Genomic DNA, 15,900 nt, shown 5'->3' with positions numbered 1-15,900 from the left:
GAGCGCGTGTACTCGGAAGTCCCCTACCGCCCTGCCTTCCACTTGGCCTGCACCGCCGCCTTCACCGAGGCCGGCACGGGCGCGTAGCCTAGCTTGACGATATCGGCGTCGCCGTTGGCGTAGCCCCAGCTGAAGAAGTCCCGCACCCGCTTGGCCCGATCGGGCGCGGCGTCGTCGCGCAGCAGGCCGTAGCTCACCAAGACCAGCGGCCAGGTGGCCTTGCCTGGGCGGTCCAGGGTCTGGACGCCGAAGCCCTTGGTCGCCGTCCACGGCGCGCTGTTGGCGAAGGCCGAGAAGGCCGCCGGGGACGGCGTCACGAACGCTCCGTCCCGGTTCTTCAGCGCCACCAGGTCCAGCTTGTGGTCCAGGGCGTAGGCGTATTCGACATAGCTGATCGTGCCCATGGTGCCAGACATGATCTCGCTGATCCCGGCATTGCCCTTGCCGCCCAGGCCGATCGGCCAGGCGACGGTCTCGCCCGCCCCCGGACCGGCCTTCCATTCGGGACTGACGGCCGAAAGGTAGCTGGTCAGCAGCAGGCTCATGCTGGCCGGATCGGTGCGGTGGGCCACGGTGATCGGCCAGTCCGGCAGGTCGAGGCCCGGATTGAGCGCCTTCAGGGTCGGGTCGTTCCACTTGGTGACCTTGCCCAGGAAGATCGCCGCCAGGGTCGCGGCGTCCAGCTTCAGCTTGCCGCTCTCCAGGCCCGGGACATTGGTGACCAGCACCGTGCCGCTGATCACGAACGGGAATTGCGTCAGGCCCTGGGTCTTAAGCTCGGCGTCCGACAGCGGCATGGCGGTGACGCCGAAGTCGGCGGCCTTGCTCTCGATCTGGCTGATGCCGAAGGCCGAGTTCTGGCCCTGATAAGCGATCGGCTCGCCGCCAGCCTTCTGGTAGTCGGCGATCCAGGCCTTGAACAGCGGCGACTGGATCGAGCCGCCGGAACCGGACAAGGGCGCGGACGCCGGAGCGGGGCCGGGAGTCGGAGCGGTTTGGGCGGCGACCGACCCCGCCACGGCCAAACTGAACGCGAACGCCACCGATGCAACGAGCGATTTCATAGCGCTTCCTCCGACTTGCCTGGGCGCGAGCCCGGCCATCCGCGATGCGTTGATCGCATCGTCGGGGAGCGGACAGTGGGCGCGCCCCTGACGTCGGGGAATGTGGCGTGGGGCCGCAGCGACGCTTGGTCGGCCTAAAGGAAGCTGTAGGGGTCCACATCGATCACCACCCGCACCGAGTTGGGGACCTTGGCCCGCGCCCGCCAGGCGGCCATGAAGCCCTGCAGGTCGACCGTGCGATCGGCCCGGACCAGGAACCGTTTGCGGCGGCGGCCGCGCACCAGCGACAGCGGCGCATCGGCGGGACCGAACACCTCGACCCCTTCGGCATTGGGGATCACCGCGGCCAGGGCCTCGACATAGCTCTCCAGCGCCGCCGCGTCGGGACCCGAGGCGATCACCGCCGCCAGCCGGCCGAACGGCGGCAGGCCCGCGTCCTGGCGCATGCCCATCTCGGCCTCGATGAAGGCGTCGCGGTCTTGAGCCTTCAAGGCCTGCATCACCGCGTGGTCGGGCGAATAGGTCTGCAGCAGGGCGCGGCCCGGCTTCTCGTGACGCCCCGCTCGGCCGGCGGCCTGGGCGAGCAGCTGGAAGGTCCGCTCGCCAGCCCGCAGGTCGCCGCCCCTCAAGGACAGGTCGGCGTCGACCACGCCCACCAGGGTCAGGTTCGGGAAGTTGTGGCCCTTGGCCGCCGCCTGGGTGGCCACCAGAATGTCGATCTCGCCGGCCGCCATGCTGGCGACCAGAGTGCGGGCGGCTTCGGCGTCCATCACCGTGTCGGACGAGAACACCGCCACCCGGGCATCGGGGAAGATGTGCCGCGCCTCCTCCTCGACCCGTTCCACGCCGGGACCGATAGAGACCAGGCTGTCCTTGGCCCCGCAGTGCGGACAGGCCTCGGGCTTCTTCATCGAAAAACCGGTCAGGTGACAGACCAGGCGCCCGGTATAGCGGTGCTCGACCAGCCAGCTGTCGGTGTCGGGCGACTTCATCTTCTCGCCGCAGGCGCGGCAAAGGACCAGCGGCGCATAGCCCCGGCGGTTCAGGAACAGCATGGCCTGCTCGCCGCGCTGTAGGGTGACGGCCATGGCCTTGATCAACGGCGGCGACAACCAGCGGCCGGGCTCCGGCGGTGTCTGGCGCATGTCGATCAGACCGATCTCGGGCAGCTGCGCCGCGCCGTGGCGGGCCGACAGCCGTAGCCAGCGGTAGCGGCCGGCCTGGGCGTTGAACAGGCTCTCCAGGGACGGGGTCGCCGAGGCCAGCAGCACGGACGCGCCCTCGATCTTGGCGCGGGCCACGGCCAGGTCGCGGGCCTGGTAGATGAAGCCCTCTTCTTGCTTGAACGAGCTGTCGTGCTCCTCGTCGACCACGATCAGGCGCAAGCCCTTGAACGGCAGGAACAGCGCCGAGCGGGCGCCGACCACGATGCGGGCGTTCCCGCTGGCCACCGCCTCCCAGACCTGCCGGCGGCGCGGCGGCGAGACGCCGGAGTGCCACTCGGCCGGGATCGCGCCGAACCGCTGCTCGAAGCGGGCCAGCACGGCCTGGGTCAGGGCGATCTCGGGCAGCAGCACCAGCACCTGGGCGTCCGGGCTCTCGGCCAGGGCGGCGGCCACGGCCTCCAGATAGACCTCGGTCTTGCCCGAGCCGGTCACCCCGTCCAGCAGCGCCGCCTGGAAACCGCCGGCGTCCAGCATCTCTTTCATCACCTCGACGCAGGCCGCCTGACCGGGATTGAGGTCGCGCGGAGGCAGGGAGAGGTCGGGTTGCGGCAGGCCGCGGTCGGGCTCGACGAAATCGACCGCCAGCGCGCGCTCGTCGACCAGGCCCTTCACGACCCCTGCCGAGACGCCGGCGGCCGAGGCCAGGGCGGCGCCCGAAAGCTTCCGCCCCTCGGCGGCGGCCAGCACCTTCAAGCGCGCCGGAGTCATGCGGGCGGGCTGGACGCCGGTCAGGACCAGCACCTTGTCGGGCTTGGGCGGCGGATGGCGCAAGCCGCGCAGGGCCATGGCCAGCGGCCAGCCGGGCACGTCGACGGAATAGCGCGCCGCCCAGTCGACGAAGGTCAGGACGCCCGGCGGCAGCGGCGGATCGTCCACCCGCTCCAGCACCGGCTTCAGCGGCCGATTGCCGCCGGTTCCGTCGCGCAGGGCGGTGACCACCCCGCGAATCACGCGCGGCCCCAGGGGCACCGTCACGTGGTCGCCCAGCTGCAGCGCCAGGCCCTCGGGCTCGGCGTAGTCGAAGGCCTCCGGCAACGGCATCGGCAGCAGGACGGAAGCGATACGGGGCATGACGGCATGCTTCTGCCGCGAAACCGTCCCCAGGTCGAGAGGACGCGATGCGCGCCTCATCAAGCGGGTGTTAACCGTCTTGCCGCTTCATCTGGACCCAGAGTTTAGTATCCGGTGGGGACGACGTATGAGCGACGCGACGCGAGCGACCAAGAAGGCCGTCGATCCGGAGAGCGTCCGCGCCTTCCTGCGCACCGAGCCGGAATTCCTGCGTCACGACGAGGACTTGCTGGGCGAGCTGGGCCTGAAGGTCGCCGCCGGCAACATCATCGACTTCGGTCCCGCCGCCCTGGCCAAGGCCGCCGCCGCCCACAAGCGCGAGGCCAGCGTCCGCCAGGCGATCGAGGCCAACGCCCGCGCCAACTTCTCGGCCCAGGCCCAGACCCACGCGGCGGTGATCGACATGCTCGACGCCCGCAATCACTCGGACCTGGCCCGCCGCGTCGACGAGATGTCGATCAAGCGCTTCGGCCTCGCCGCCGGAGTCATGGCCCTGGAAGGCCCGACCCGCGTCCCGGCCGGCTGGCGCGCCCTGGCCGAGGGGCAGGTCGACATGATCCTGGGCGAGGCGCCGATCGCGCGGATGGGCTTCTTCGCCCCCGCCCTGCCGCTGTTCGGCGACCGCGCCGAGACCATCCGCAGCATGGCCCTGGTCCGCATGGCCATCTGGGAGCCGCGCCGCGAAGCCCTGATCGCCTTTGGCGCGACCGACCCGGAAGGCTTCACGCCCGACATGGGCGTCGAGCTGGTCAATTTCCTGGCCCGCGTGGTCGAGCGCACCGCCGAACGCTGGCCCGTCCTGTGACAGAAGGCGTTGGGAGCGCCCGCCAGGCCTACGCCGCCTGGCTGGACTACCTGACGCTGGAGCGCCGGGCTTCGCCGCGCACGGTGCGGGCCTATGGCGACAACGTCCTGGCCTATCTGAACTTCCTGGAGCGTCATACCGGCGAAGCCTTGACCCTCGCCGCCATGGGCCAGGTCTCGGCCGCCGATCTGCGCGGCTATTTGGCCTTTCGGCGCCAGGGGGGAGACTCGGGCGAGGACGCCCTAGCCCCGCGCTCTATTTCCCAGGCTCTGTCCTCGATCCGGGCCTTCCACCGCTATCTCGATCAGCGCCACGGCGTGGCCAACGCCGCCGTCGAGCTGGTGCGCGGCCCGCGCCTGAAGGTCGGACTGCCTCGCCCCGTCTCCGAAGAGCAGGCCCGCGATCTGATCGCCGAGGCCGCCGACGACACCGAGCGCGAGCCCTGGGAGACCGCCCGCGATGAGGCGGTGCTGACCTTGCTGTGGGGTTGCGGCCTGCGGATCTCGGAAGCTCTTTCTCTGACGCGCGCCGACGCGCCGCTCGGCGTGTCGCTGCGCATCACCGGCAAGGGCGGCAAGACCCGGATCGCGCCGGTGCTGGACGCCGTGCGCGAGGCGATCGACGCCTATGTCGCCGAGCTGCCCTTCGCCCTGGCGCCCGACGAGCCGCTGTTTCGCGCCAAGCGTGGCGGCCCCTTGTCGCCGCGCCACGTCCAAGCCCTGGTCCAGATCCTGCGCGGACGCCTCGGCCTCTCCGACCGGGTGACGCCGCACGCCTTCCGCCACGCGTTCGCCACCCACCTGCTGGGCGCGGGCGCGGACCTGCGGTCGATACAGGACCTGCTGGGTCACGCGTCCCTGTCGACGACCCAGCGCTACACCCAGGTCGACGCGAGTGGTCTGCTGGCCGCCTACCAGGCCGCGCATCCAAAGGGATAAGTCTGCGGCGGAACGTCGCGAAACAATGTTCCGAGCGTCGCATTAACCGCGATTTTACAGCGCCGGACCCCTCCTGAGCCCGAAACCGCACGCCTTTCGGCAAACGAGACGCGCCGCTCAACGAGGCTTCCGATGAAGTTCGACGACCTGAAGATCTCCACCAAGGTGGCCCTGCCGGCTATCATCCTGACCGCTATCGCCTTGGTGATCGTCGGTCTGGGCGTCATGCAGTCGCGCAAGGTCGAAGCCAACACCACGGTCCTCGTCGAACATCGCGCACCCGCTGAACTGGAGGCCTCGCGCTTCAACCGCCGGGTCTCGTCGATCGGCTACGCCGCTTATCGGACGATCGCCTATGACGGCGCGTCCGCCGAAGGAAAGGGCGCCAGCGCGGATCTGGACACCGCCTACAAGGAAGCCAAGCAGTTCCTGGCCCACACCAAGGCCCTGGATCCGACGACGGCCAAGGCCGTGGACGGCTTCGCGGCGCGCCTCGAGAAGATCTACGCCAGCGCCCGCAGCGGCGCCGATCTCGGCATGCAGAACATGAACGACGCGGCCAAGATGGTGATGGTCGAGATCGATCCCCAGATCGCCAAGCTGACCGCCGACGTCGCCGCCTTCAATGACGAGCACGACGCCGAGACGAAGAAGATGGTGGCCAAGGCCTCCAAGGAGGCCGCCGCCGGCACCGTGTTCTCGATCCTGTTCGGCCTGATCGCCGCCGGTGGCGCCATGGTGCTGGCCCTGTGGATCGGGGCCAAGAAGATCGCCGCGCCGCTGATCACCACCGCCAAGACCATGGAAGTCCTGGCCCAAGGCTCGGTCGACGTCGAGGTCAAGGGCGCCGAGCGCAAGGACGAGGTCGGGGCCATGGCCCGCTCGGTCCAGGTGTTCAAGGACAACGCCGTGGCCCTGCGCACCGCCGAGGCCGCCCAGCAGCGCGCCACCGCCGAGACCGAGGCCGAACGCCGCCGCAACCAGGAGATCGCCGAAGCCTCGGCCAAGGAACAGGCCTTCGTCATGGAAGCCATCGCCGACGGCCTGACCCGCCTGTCGGACGGCGACCTGACCTACCGCCTCGAGCAGGAATTCCCGGAAGCCTACAAGCGCCTGCGCATGGACTTCAACGGCGCTATCGGCCAGCTGGAAGAGGCGATGAGCACGATCGTCAACGCCGCCAACGGCATCGGCGCCGGTTCGGACGAGATCGCCTCGGCCGCCGACGACCTGTCGCGCCGCAGCGAGCAGCAGGCCGCCAGCCTGGAAGAGACCGCCGCCGCCCTCGACGAGATCACCGCCACGGTCAAGCGCTCCTCGGCTGGCGCGCTGGAAGCCGCCAAGGTGGTCGGGTCGACCCGCAACGACGCCGAACGCTCCAGCGTCGTGGTCCGCAACGCCGTCGAGGCCATGAACCAGATCGAGAAGTCGTCGCAGTCGATCAGCCAGATCATCGGCGTGATCGATGAGATCGCCTTCCAGACCAACCTCCTGGCTCTGAACGCCGGGGTCGAAGCCGCCCGCGCGGGTGAAGCCGGTCGCGGCTTCGCGGTCGTCGCCCAGGAAGTGCGGGCCCTGGCCCAGCGTTCCGCCGACGCGGCCAAGGAGATCAAGACTTTGATCTCGACCTCCAGCCAGCAGGTCAACCAAGGCGTCAGCATGGTCGGCCAGACCGGCGAGGCCCTGCAGGCCATCGTCGGCAAGGTCGGCGAGATCGACGCCCTGGTCGGTGAGATCGCGGCCTCGGGCCAGGAGCAGGCCACCGGCCTCAACCAGGTCAACGCCGCCGTCAATCAGATGGACCAGACCGTCCAGCAGAATGCCGCCATGGTCGAGCAGTCGACCGCCGCCTCTCACGCCCTGAAGGGCGAGGCCGGCAATCTGCTGCGGATGATCTCGAAGTTCCGCGTCAACGGCGCGGCCAGCGCCAGCGTCTCGACGCGCTCGTCCTCGCGTCCGGCCGCCCCGGCTCCGTCGCGCGCGCCGGCCCCCAGCCGGGGCCCGTCCCTGGCCGGCTCGACCAGCCGTCCCGGCGCCAATCCGGTCGCCGTCGCCCAGGCCAAGCTGGCCCGGGCCGTGGGCGCGTCGCCCCAGCCGTCCAGCGAGGATTGGGAAGAGTTCTGAGTTCTGGTCCGCGCGACCGGCGAGTTCAGTAAGCGTAAGCCCCGTCCAGCCGACGGGGTCCTCCCCTCGAAAGCGAACTGGCCCCGCCCTCCTCAGGCGGGGCCATTTTTCTGGGTCGATGGCCACGCTGGCGCGGCGGTGACGCGCGCCTATCTTCGTCCTCCATGTCCTCGCAAGCCGACCTCTTCGCGCCGCAACCGCCGCCTGACCTCCCCGAAGGCCTGCGCTACCAGCCTGACCTGATCACGCGGGACGAGGAACGTGACCTCGCGGCCCGCTTCGAGGCCCTGCCGTTCAAGCCGTTCGAGTTCCACGGCTACACCGGCCATCGCCAGGTGGTGTCGTTCGGCTGGCGCTACGACTTTGGGCGGCGCAGCCTGGATCCGACGACGCCGATCCCCGATTTCCTGCTGCCGCTGCGGACCAAGGTCGCCACGTTCGCCGGCCAAGCGCCCGAGGCCTTCGAGCAGGCCCTGGTCTCGCTTTACGAGCCCGGCGCGGCGATCGGCTGGCATCGCGATCGGCCGGAGTTTGGCCAGGTGGCTGGCGTATCACTGCTGACGCCCTGCCGCTTCCGCCTTCGGCGCAAGGTGGGCGACGGCTGGGAGCGTCGCGCGTTCGAGGCCGCGCCCCGCTCGGCCTATCTGCTCGCCGGACCTTCGCGGACGGCGTGGGAGCACAGCATCCCGGCGCTGGAAACGCGGCGCTATTCGGTGACGTTTCGGACGCTGGCTTAAGAAGCCAGGCCTAGAAGGTCGGACGGACCTGCACGATCGGCGTGGCGACAGGACAGCCATCAACCACGCGCAAGACCGCGCGTTCGCCGTGCGCGGCGGGCATCTCACCCAGCTTCTTGGCCTTTTCGGAGGATCGGCGCGCCAGCGCGTCGACCGAGCCCGGCGCTTCGGCCGGCGCGCCCTGAGCGTGCTGCATGCCGAACCGGTTGCAGCTCATCATCCGCAGCGTCCGCGCCTGCCAGGCCGCGAGCTGCTTGGAGCCTCGCGTTTCCTTGGCGGCCGCCGGCGGCGGCAGCTGGACGAGCGGCGCGGGCGGAACCTCCACCAATGACGCGGCCTGCAGCAGGGCGGCAAAAGTCAGAGCAGATAGCAACATGTCGGACTCCGTTCGCCAGGCGCCGCCACTCTACGTTCGATTGTCGAGTCCGGGCATCAACTATGGTTAGGACCTGTTACGGCCGGCGCGCGTGGGGCGCTGGCCTAACGAGCCGGCCCGCTCTGCCGGACTTGGGTGCTGACGGGACAGCCGTCGACCATGCGGATTACCGTGTGATGCAGCAGGCCGGGCGGCATACGGTTGAGCGGCTGCCCCTTGGCGGTCGCGTCGTCACGCGCCTTCATCGCCCGCTGTCGGCATTCCGGCGACGCGCGGGCGGCGGCGACATTGAACGAACGCCTAGATTGAGCTTGGGGCGGCGGCGCGGGCGCGGCCGGGGCGGCTTGCAGCGCGGCGGCGAACACGAAGGCATACAGAAACATGGCGGGGCTCCGTTGCCGAAACCCCGCCACTCTACGTCCGATTGTTGGACGCGATCATTAACGATTGGACAGAAACTAGGCCCGCCTCAGTCCTAGGCCTGCATCGTCCAGCCCTCGACGCCCATCGCCGCCTGGCGGAAGGCCTCCGAGCGGGTCGGGTGCGGGTGGCAGGTGCGGGCCACGTCTTCCGAGGCGCCGCCGAACTCCATGGCCACGCAGATCTCGGCGATCATGTCGCCGACGTTCGGGCCCACGGCGTGAGCGCCCAGGATGCGGTCGGTCTTGGCGTCGGCCAGCACCTTCACGAAGCCGTCGGTCTCGTGGTTGATCTTGGCGCGGCTGTTGGCCAGGAACGGGAACTTGCCGACCTTGTAGGCGACACCCGCGGCCTTCAGATCCTCCTCGGTCTTACCGACCGTGGCGACTTCCGGCTTGGTGTAGATGACGCCCGGGATGATGTCGTAGTTCACGTGGCCGGCCTTGCCCGCGATCATCTCGATACAGGCCACGCCCTCGTCCTCGGCCTTGTGGGCCAGCATCGGACCCGAGGTGACGTCGCCGATCACCCAGACCCCGGCGACGCCGGTCTTGAAGTGGTCGTTGGCGATCATGCCGCGCTTGTCCGGGGTGATGCCGACCGTCTCCAGGCCCAGGCCTTGGGTGAACGGACGGCGGCCGATGGCGACCAGCACATAGTCGGCCTCGATCGTCGCGGCCGCGCCACCGGCGACCGGCTCGTGGGTCAGCTTCACGCCCTTGGCCGAGGCCTCGGCGCCAGTGACCTTGGCGCCCAGCTGGAACTTGAAGCCCTGCTTGGTCAGGATCTTCTGGAAGGCGGTGGCGACCTCGGCGTCCGTGCCCGGCAGGATGCGGTCCAGGAACTCGACGACGGTGACTTCGGCGCCCAGGCGGCGCCACACCGAACCCAGCTCCAAGCCGATGACGCCGGCGCCGACCACGACCAGCGACTTGGGCACTTCCGGCAGCGACAGGGCGCCGGTCGAGTCGATGATGCGCTTGTTGTCGATCGTCACGCCCGGCAGCGGGGTCGGCTCCGAGCCGGTGGCGATGACGATGTTCTTGGTCTCGAGCACGGTTTCCGAACCGTCCTCGGCCTTCACGACCACCTTGCCCGGCCCGTCGATGCGGCCCCAGCCCTTCACATAGTCGACCTTGTTCTTCTTCATCAGGAACTCGACGCCCTTGGTCAGGGCTTCGACGCTCTCGGCCTTCTGGGCCATCATCTGGACCAGGTTCAGCTTCGGTTTGACCTCGATGCCCAGCTTGGCGAACTCGCCGCCGGCCGCGGCTTCGTAATATTCCGAGGCGTGCAGCAGGGCCTTCGAGGGCATGCAGCCGACGTTCAGGCAGGTGCCGCCCAGCTTGCCGCGGCCTTCGACGATGGCGGTCTTCAGGCCCAGCTGGCCGGCGCGGATCGCCGCGTTGTAGCCGCCGGGACCGCCACCGATGATGACGACGTCGTACTGAGCCATGGGTCTTCGCCTTCAGGACGCGCCGTTAGCGGCGCCGGACAAAATATGGGGCCTCGCCGGCCCTATTGTCAGACCTCTGGAGGCCGGTGTTCCTTAGAGGCAACGGTGTCAAAACGGAACCCGCTTTCGACGGTCGCGCCCTTGAAAACCAAGGAGAATGGCGGACTTGTCCAAATGGCCCGCGACGCCCTGTCGCAGGCTTGGCCACAAGCTTGACATGAGGCCGCCTGGAGAGCGCCACGGGTCGGCGGCGTCTTACCGGCATGACCTTGCGCGCCCGCCTCCTCGCCGCCTTCGCCGCCGCCGCCCTGAGCGCCGGCCTCGCGCTGCCCGCTTCGGCCAACGACCAGATCCCGGTCGCCAGCAGCAAGGCCGGCGACACCTTGGCGGTCTTCTACTCCGGCGACGGTGGCTGGGCGGCCCTGGACCAGAGCGTGACCCAGTACCTGGCCGACAACGGCGTGCCGACGGTGGGGGTCAACTCCCTGACCTATTTCCACACCAAACGCTCGCCCGCCGGCGCCGCCGAGGACTTGGCCAGCGCCTTGCGGACGTATGAGCGCCAGTGGGGCCGCTCGAAGGTGACGCTGATCGGCTATTCGTTCGGGGCCGACGCCTTGCCGGCGATCATCCCGCGGCTGCCGGCGGACCTGCGCGGCCAGATCGGCCGCCTGGTGCTGATCGGAACCGGCCCGAACGGTGACCTACAGTTCCATCCGGCCAGCTGGCTGAACCTGGCGACCCCGGACAGCTTCCCGGTCCGTCCGGCCATCGCGGCGCTCAGCGGGATGAAGATCACCTGCGTCTATGGCGACAAGGAGAAGGCCGACATCTGCCCCACCCTGCCCGACAGCGAAGTGTCCAAAGTGCGCCTGCCCGGCGACCACCACTTCAACCGGGACTACGGCCTGCTGGGCGCGGCGGTGCTCAAGGCCAGCCGCTAGAGCCTGTCCATTTCCGATGGAACCATCAGAAACGGATAAACAGGCAAACATCTAGAGCGGCGCGGCCAGTCCGTACTTCGCCGCCAACCATCGCGTGATCGGTCGCGCGTCGGAGAGGAAGCTCAGGCCGTTCGCCGATTGAATCTCACTGTGCGGGCCGGCGTCGGGCGCGGCCTCCGCCAGGATCAGGGTCGGGGCGTTCTGGTGGTCTTCGCCCAGGCGCTCGACGAGGGCGGCGCGGGGACGGGCGTAGTCGACGCGGACGATGTCCAGCAGGTCCCGCAGCTGCGGATAGGCGGCCAGATAGCCTTCCATCATCGCGCAGTCGGGGCAGAAGCGCTGCTGGCCTTCCTTGTCGAAGCCCATCGGCAGCAGATAGAGCGTGTCCTTGGCCAAGCTGGTCTCCTGAAGCGAAGAAGCCCGCCGGTGAGGGCGGGCTTCTCGTTGGTTCTTAGAAAGGCGGTCCTTAGAGGTCCAGCAGCAGGCGCTGCGGGTCTTCCAGGGCTTCCTTGACCTTGACCAGGAAGGTCACGGCGCCGGCGCCGTCGACCACGCGGTGGTCGTAGGACAGGGCCAGGTACATCATCGGGCGGATCTCGATCTTGCCGCCGACGACCATCGGACGTTCCTTGATGGCGTGCATGCCCAGGATGCCCGACTGCGGCGCGTTCAGGATCGGCGTCGACATCAGCGAGCCGTAGATGCCGCCGTTGGTGATCGTGAAGGTGCCGCCCTGCATGTCCTCGATGGCCAGCTGGCCGTCGCGAGCCTTCTTGCCCAGGGCGCCGATGGCCTTTTCGATCTCGGCCAGGTTCAGGGCGTCGGCGTCACGGACGACCGGAACCACCAGACCCTTGTCGGTGCCGACGGCGACGCCGATGTCGTAGTGGTTCTTGTAGACGATGTCCTGGCCGTCGATCTCGGCGTTGACGTCCGGCACGGCCTTCAGGGCGGCCACGACGGCCTTGGTGAAGAAGGACATGAAGCCCAGCTTCACGCCGTGGCGCTTTTCGAAGACGTCCTTGTACTGGCCGCGCAGCGCCATCACCGCGGTCATGTCGACCTCGTTGAAGGTCGTCAGCATGGCGGCCGTGTTCTGGGCTTCCTTCAGGCGACGGGCGATCGTCTGACGCAGGCGCGTCATCTTCACGCGCTCTTCGCGCTCGTGCAGGGCGCGCGGCGCCGACGGCGTGGCGGCCGGAGGCGGGGCCGAGGCGCGGGCTTCCAGCGCGGCCAGGGCGTCGCCCTTGGTCACGCGACCGTCCTTGCCCGTGCCCGCGATCTTCGACAGGTCGAGGTTGTTCTCGGCGGCGACGCGAGCCGGGGCCGGGCTGACCGGGGCGGCGGCGGCCGGAGCCGGCGCGGCGGCGGGCGCCGGAGCCGGGGTCGGCGCGGGGGCCGGAGCCGGGGCGGCCGCCTTCGGGGCGGGAGCGGCGGCCGGAGCGGCCGACGCGCTCGCGCCTTCCGACACGACGCCCAGGACCGCGCCCGGAACGACCGTCGCGCCTTCGGCGGCGGCGATGGCCGACAGGACGCCGTCGGCCGGCGAGGCGACCTCCAGGCTGACCTTGTCGGTTTCCAGCTCGACGAGGATCTCGTCCTTCTTCACGGCCTCCCCGGCCTTTTTGGTCCAGCGAGCGACCGTCGCTTCCGTGACGGATTCGCCGAGGGCGGGGGTCATGATGTCGGCCATGGGGCTTTCCGAGTCTTTCTTGCTTGGTCCGGCGGGTTTCTAGTTCGAGGGCGCGACGCTTACGCGAAGGCCTCGTTGAGGAAGGTCTCGAGTTCTTTCAGGTGGCGGCTCATCAGGCCAGCGGCCGTGGAGGCCGAGGCGGGACGACCCACATAGCGGGCGCGCTTGGCCTTGATGTCCAGCTTGTCGAGCGTCAGCTCGATCCACGGATCGACGAAGGTCCAGCCGCCCATGTTCTTGGGCTCTTCCTGACACCAGACGAGGTCGGCGTTCTTGAAGCGGCTCAGCACCTGCATCAGTGACTTCATCGGCCACGGATAGAACTGTTCCAGGCGCAGCAGATAGACGTCGTCGCGGCCGGTCTTGGCGCGCTGGTCGACCAGGTCGAAGTAGACCTTGCCCGAGCAGACGATGACGCGCTTGATCTGGTCGTCGCTCTTCAGCGTGATCCCGCCGACGTCGCAACCGGCCTCGGCCCCGTCCACCATCACGCGGTGGAAGGTCGAGCCCTCGGTGAAGTCGGCCAGGTTCGAGACGGCGCGCTTGTGGCGCAGCAGGCTCTTGGGCGTCATCACGATCAGCGGCTTGCGGAACTCGCGGTTCATCTGGCGGCGCAGGGCGTGGAAGTAGTTCGCCGGCGTCGTGCAGTTGACGACCTGCATGTTGTCCTCGGCGCACGACTGCAGGAAGCGCTCGAGACGGGCCGAGCTGTGCTCGGGGCCCTGGCCTTCGTAGCCGTGCGGCAGCAGCATGACGAGGCCGCTCATCCGCAGCCACTTGCGCTCGCCCGAGCTGATGAACTGGTCGATCACCACCTGGGCGCCGTTCACGAAGTCACCGAACTGGCCTTCCCACAGGGTCAGGGTGTTCGGGTCGGCCAGCGAGAAGCCGTATTCGAAGCCCAGCACCGCCTCTTCCGACAGGGCCGAGTCGATCACTTCATAGTGGGCCTGGCCGGGGCGGATGTTGTTCAGCGGCGTGTAGTGCTCTTCCGTCGTCTGGTCGATGACGTCCGAGTGACGCTGGGTGAAGGTGCCGCGCACCGAGTCCTGGCCCGACAGGCGGACCGGGAAGCCCTCGTCCAGCAGGGTGGCGAAGGCCAGGTGCTCGCCGGTGCCCCAGTCGATGCCCTCGCCCTTCTCGATCGCTTCGCGGCGGTTCTCGATCGCGCGCTTGACGGTCTTGTGGGCGTTGATGCGGTCCGGGATCGTGGTGATCTGGCGGCCCAGCTCCAGCAGGCGGGTCTTGGGGAAGGCGGTCTTGCCGCGACGGTCCTCGTCGCCCGGCAGGGCCAGGCCGGCCCACTTGCCGTCCAGCCAGTCGGCCTTGTTGGCCTTGTAGGTCTTGCCCGCCTCGAACTCGCTGTCGAGGAACGCCTCGAACTCGCTGACCCAGCCGTCGGACTCGGCCTGGGTGATCACGCCCTGGCCGATCAGGCGGTTGGCGTAGAGTTCGCGGGTGGGCGGATGGCCCTTGATCTTCGCGTACATCAGCGGCGACGTCATGGTCGGGTCGTCGCCTTCGTTGTGACCGAAGCGACGGTAGCAGACCATGTCGATGACCACGTCCTTGCCGAACATCTGGCGATATTCGGTCGCGACCTTGGCCGCGAAGACCACCGCTTCGGGGTCGTCGCCGTTCACGTGGAAGATCGGGGCCTCGACCATCAGGGCCATGTCGCTGGGATAGGGCGACGAGCGCGAATAGCGCGGGCTGGTGGTGAAGCCGATCTGGTTGTTGACGATGAAGTGGATCGTGCCGCCCGTGCGATAGCCCTTCAGGCCCGACAGGGTGAAGCACTCGGCCACCACGCCCTGGCCGGCGAAGGCCGCGTCGCCGTGCAGCAGCAGCGGCAGCACGTGTCCGCGGCCGGCGTCCGGCGTCTCGCGCAGCAGGAAGGCCTGCTTGGCGCGCGCCTTGCCGATCACGACCGGGTTGACGATTTCCAGGTGCGACGGGTTGGCGGTCAGCGACAGGTGGACCTTGTTGTCGTCGAACTCACGGTCCGACGAGGCGCCCATGTGGTACTTCACGTCGCCCGAACCCTCGACGTCCGAGGGGACCGACGAGCCGCCTTGGAACTCGTGGAAGATCACGTGGTAGGGCTTGCCCATCACGGCGGCCAGCACGTTCAGGCGGCCGCGGTGCGGCATGCCCAGGACGATGTCCTTCACGCCCAGCGCGCCGCCGCGCTTGATGATCTGCTCCATGGCCGGGACCATCGCTTCGCCGCCATCCAGGCCGAAGCGCTTGGTGCCGGGGAAGCGCTTGTGCAGGAAGCGTTCGAAGCCCTCGGCCTCGATCAGCTTCTTCAGGATGGCGACCTTGCCTTCCTTGGAGAACACGATCTCCTTGTCACGGCCCTCGATGCGCTCCTGCAGCCAGGCCTTCTCGGCCGGGTCGGAGATGTGCATGTACTGGATGCCGACGTTGTCGCAGTAGGTGCGGCGGACGATCGACAGGATCTCGCGGATCGAGGCGGTCTCCAGACCCAGCACGAAATCCAGGAAGATCGGACGGTCGTAGTCGGCTTCCGAGAAGCCGTAGGTGGCCGGATCCAGTTCCGGGGCCGGCTTCGGCGGCTCCAGGCCCAGCGGGTCGAGATTGGCGGCGAGGTGGCCGCGCATCCGGTAGGCCCGGATCATCATGATGGCGCGCAGGCTGTCCAGCGTGGCGGCGCGGACGGCTTCGGCGGAAGAGCCGGGGGCCTTGCCCTCGATGGCCTTGGCGACCTTGGCCTCGACGGCGGGGGCGACGCTGGCCCACTGGCCGTCCAGGGCCGACAGCCAGTCCGGACGGACGCTGGGGACCTTCTTGGGCGTCCAGGCGGGGTCCTGGGCGGCGCGCTTCACCTGGTCGGCCTGCTCCGCCAAGCTGGCGAAGAACGCGTTCCACGAGGGTTCGACCGAGCCGGGGTTCTCCGCCCACTGGGCGTAGAGGTCTTCGACGAACGCCGCGTTGGCGCCGTAGAGGAACGAGGTCTCGGTCAAGACCTGATTGATGATGCCTGCGTCGTCCGCCATCGTTGTTCGCCTTAGATCCGTTT

General features: G+C 68.9%; 13 protein-coding genes. 5 read left to right on the top strand and 8 right to left on the bottom strand.

The genetic code is table 11. The features are described from left to right. Window positions 1-23: 23 nt before the first annotated feature. Together pstS and ABIC66_RS17015 are read right to left on the bottom strand one after the other, a co-directional pair. Entirely contained in the window at window positions 24-1,064 is a 1,041-nt protein-coding gene (gene pstS / locus ABIC66_RS17020; RefSeq protein ID WP_354071468.1) for a phosphate ABC transporter substrate-binding protein PstS, read from the bottom strand. A 134-nt stretch (window positions 1,065-1,198) separates the two neighbouring features. Beyond that, window positions 1,199-3,361, bottom strand: a complete 2,163-nt coding sequence (locus tag ABIC66_RS17015; RefSeq protein ID WP_502910363.1) for a primosomal protein N' — start codon at window positions 3,359-3,361, stop codon at window positions 1,199-1,201. A gap of 127 nt (window positions 3,362-3,488) precedes the next feature. Between ABIC66_RS17015 and ABIC66_RS17010 the strand changes: the two genes are divergently transcribed. The 4 genes from ABIC66_RS17010 (at window position 3,489) to ABIC66_RS16995 (ending at window position 7,965) form a co-directional block, all read left to right on the top strand. Continuing rightward, window positions 3,489-4,166: a DUF484 family protein gene (locus ABIC66_RS17010; protein ID WP_354071466.1), complete on the top strand. Its 678-nt coding sequence runs from the start codon at window positions 3,489-3,491 to the stop codon at window positions 4,164-4,166. Next, a complete protein-coding gene (locus tag ABIC66_RS17005) occupies window positions 4,163-5,104 on the top strand; it encodes a tyrosine recombinase XerC (protein WP_354071465.1) in 942 nt (313 codons plus the stop codon). The genes ABIC66_RS17010 and ABIC66_RS17005 overlap by 4 nt, the downstream gene beginning before the upstream one ends. 132 nt (window positions 5,105-5,236) lie before the next feature. Then, window positions 5,237-7,228: a methyl-accepting chemotaxis protein gene (locus ABIC66_RS17000; RefSeq protein ID WP_354071464.1), complete on the top strand. Its 1,992-nt coding sequence runs from the start codon at window positions 5,237-5,239 to the stop codon at window positions 7,226-7,228. A 164-nt stretch (window positions 7,229-7,392) separates the two neighbouring features. Beyond that, the gene (locus tag ABIC66_RS16995; protein ID WP_354071463.1) at window positions 7,393-7,965 is read left to right on the top strand and encodes an alpha-ketoglutarate-dependent dioxygenase AlkB; all 573 of its coding nucleotides are present in this window, start codon (window positions 7,393-7,395) and stop codon (window positions 7,963-7,965) included. A 10-nt stretch (window positions 7,966-7,975) separates the two neighbouring features. Here ABIC66_RS16995 and ABIC66_RS16990 read toward each other — a convergent pair whose 3' ends face one another. The 3 genes from ABIC66_RS16990 to lpdA form a co-directional block, all read right to left on the bottom strand. Next, on the bottom strand, window positions 7,976-8,341 hold the full coding sequence (locus ABIC66_RS16990) for a hypothetical protein (RefSeq protein ID WP_354071462.1): 366 nt from the start codon (window positions 8,339-8,341) through the stop codon (window positions 7,976-7,978). A gap of 104 nt (window positions 8,342-8,445) precedes the next feature. After that, the gene (locus tag ABIC66_RS16985; protein ID WP_354071461.1) at window positions 8,446-8,724 is read right to left on the bottom strand and encodes a hypothetical protein; all 279 of its coding nucleotides are present in this window, start codon (window positions 8,722-8,724) and stop codon (window positions 8,446-8,448) included. A gap of 92 nt (window positions 8,725-8,816) precedes the next feature. Further along, window positions 8,817-10,217 carry a dihydrolipoyl dehydrogenase gene (lpdA, locus tag ABIC66_RS16980; RefSeq protein ID WP_354071460.1) on the bottom strand — a complete coding sequence of 467 codons (1,401 nt, stop codon included), beginning with the start codon at window positions 10,215-10,217 and terminating at the stop codon, window positions 8,817-8,819. A gap of 263 nt (window positions 10,218-10,480) precedes the next feature. On the opposite strand from lpdA, the gene ABIC66_RS16975 reads away from it, so the two are divergent. After that, entirely contained in the window at window positions 10,481-11,161 is a 681-nt protein-coding gene (locus ABIC66_RS16975) for an AcvB/VirJ family lysyl-phosphatidylglycerol hydrolase (RefSeq protein WP_354071459.1), read from the top strand. 51 nt (window positions 11,162-11,212) lie between these two features. Here ABIC66_RS16975 and ABIC66_RS16970 read toward each other — a convergent pair whose 3' ends face one another. The 3 genes from ABIC66_RS16970 to ABIC66_RS16960 all read right to left on the bottom strand — a co-directional run bounded on the left by ABIC66_RS16970 (window position 11,213) and on the right by ABIC66_RS16960 (window position 15,877). Continuing rightward, window positions 11,213-11,557: a DUF3088 family protein gene (locus ABIC66_RS16970; protein WP_354071458.1), complete on the bottom strand. Its 345-nt coding sequence runs from the start codon at window positions 11,555-11,557 to the stop codon at window positions 11,213-11,215. Between the two features lie 70 nt (window positions 11,558-11,627). Continuing rightward, on the bottom strand, window positions 11,628-12,854 hold the full coding sequence (gene odhB / locus ABIC66_RS16965; protein ID WP_354071457.1) for a 2-oxoglutarate dehydrogenase complex dihydrolipoyllysine-residue succinyltransferase: 1,227 nt from the start codon (window positions 12,852-12,854) through the stop codon (window positions 11,628-11,630). Window positions 12,855-12,913: 59 nt separating this feature from the next. Next, window positions 12,914-15,877 (bottom strand): 2-oxoglutarate dehydrogenase E1 component, encoded by a 2,964-nt coding sequence (locus ABIC66_RS16960; protein ID WP_354071456.1) that lies wholly within the window; start codon window positions 15,875-15,877, stop codon window positions 12,914-12,916. Window positions 15,878-15,900: the final 23 nt, after the last annotated feature.

This window comes from Caulobacter sp. 1776 (assembly GCF_040545685.1).
Classification (GTDB): Bacteria; Pseudomonadota; Alphaproteobacteria; order Caulobacterales; family Caulobacteraceae; genus Caulobacter.
This window is presented reverse-complemented; position numbering and strand designations above follow the sequence as displayed.

Coding starts and splice junctions, on each gene's coding strand:
- ABIC66_RS16975 (WP_354071459.1), top strand. CDS start 10,481: ATGACCTTGCGCGCCCGCCTCCTCGCCGCCTTCGCCGCCGCCGCCCTG.
- lpdA (WP_354071460.1), bottom strand. CDS start 10,217: ATGGCTCAGTACGACGTCGTCATCATCGGTGGCGGTCCCGGCGGCTAC.
- ABIC66_RS16995 (WP_354071463.1), top strand. CDS start 7,393: ATGTCCTCGCAAGCCGACCTCTTCGCGCCGCAACCGCCGCCTGACCTC.
- pstS (WP_354071468.1), bottom strand. CDS start 1,064: ATGAAATCGCTCGTTGCATCGGTGGCGTTCGCGTTCAGTTTGGCCGTG.
- ABIC66_RS17000 (WP_354071464.1), top strand. CDS start 5,237: ATGAAGTTCGACGACCTGAAGATCTCCACCAAGGTGGCCCTGCCGGCT.
- ABIC66_RS16990 (WP_354071462.1), bottom strand. CDS start 8,341: ATGTTGCTATCTGCTCTGACTTTTGCCGCCCTGCTGCAGGCCGCGTCA.
- odhB (WP_354071457.1), bottom strand. CDS start 12,854: ATGGCCGACATCATGACCCCCGCCCTCGGCGAATCCGTCACGGAAGCG.
- ABIC66_RS16985 (WP_354071461.1), bottom strand. CDS start 8,724: ATGTTTCTGTATGCCTTCGTGTTCGCCGCCGCGCTGCAAGCCGCCCCG.
- ABIC66_RS17015 (WP_502910363.1), bottom strand. CDS start 3,361: ATGCCCCGTATCGCTTCCGTCCTGCTGCCGATGCCGTTGCCGGAGGCC.
- ABIC66_RS16960 (WP_354071456.1), bottom strand. CDS start 15,877: ATGGCGGACGACGCAGGCATCATCAATCAGGTCTTGACCGAGACCTCG.
- ABIC66_RS17010 (WP_354071466.1), top strand. CDS start 3,489: ATGAGCGACGCGACGCGAGCGACCAAGAAGGCCGTCGATCCGGAGAGC.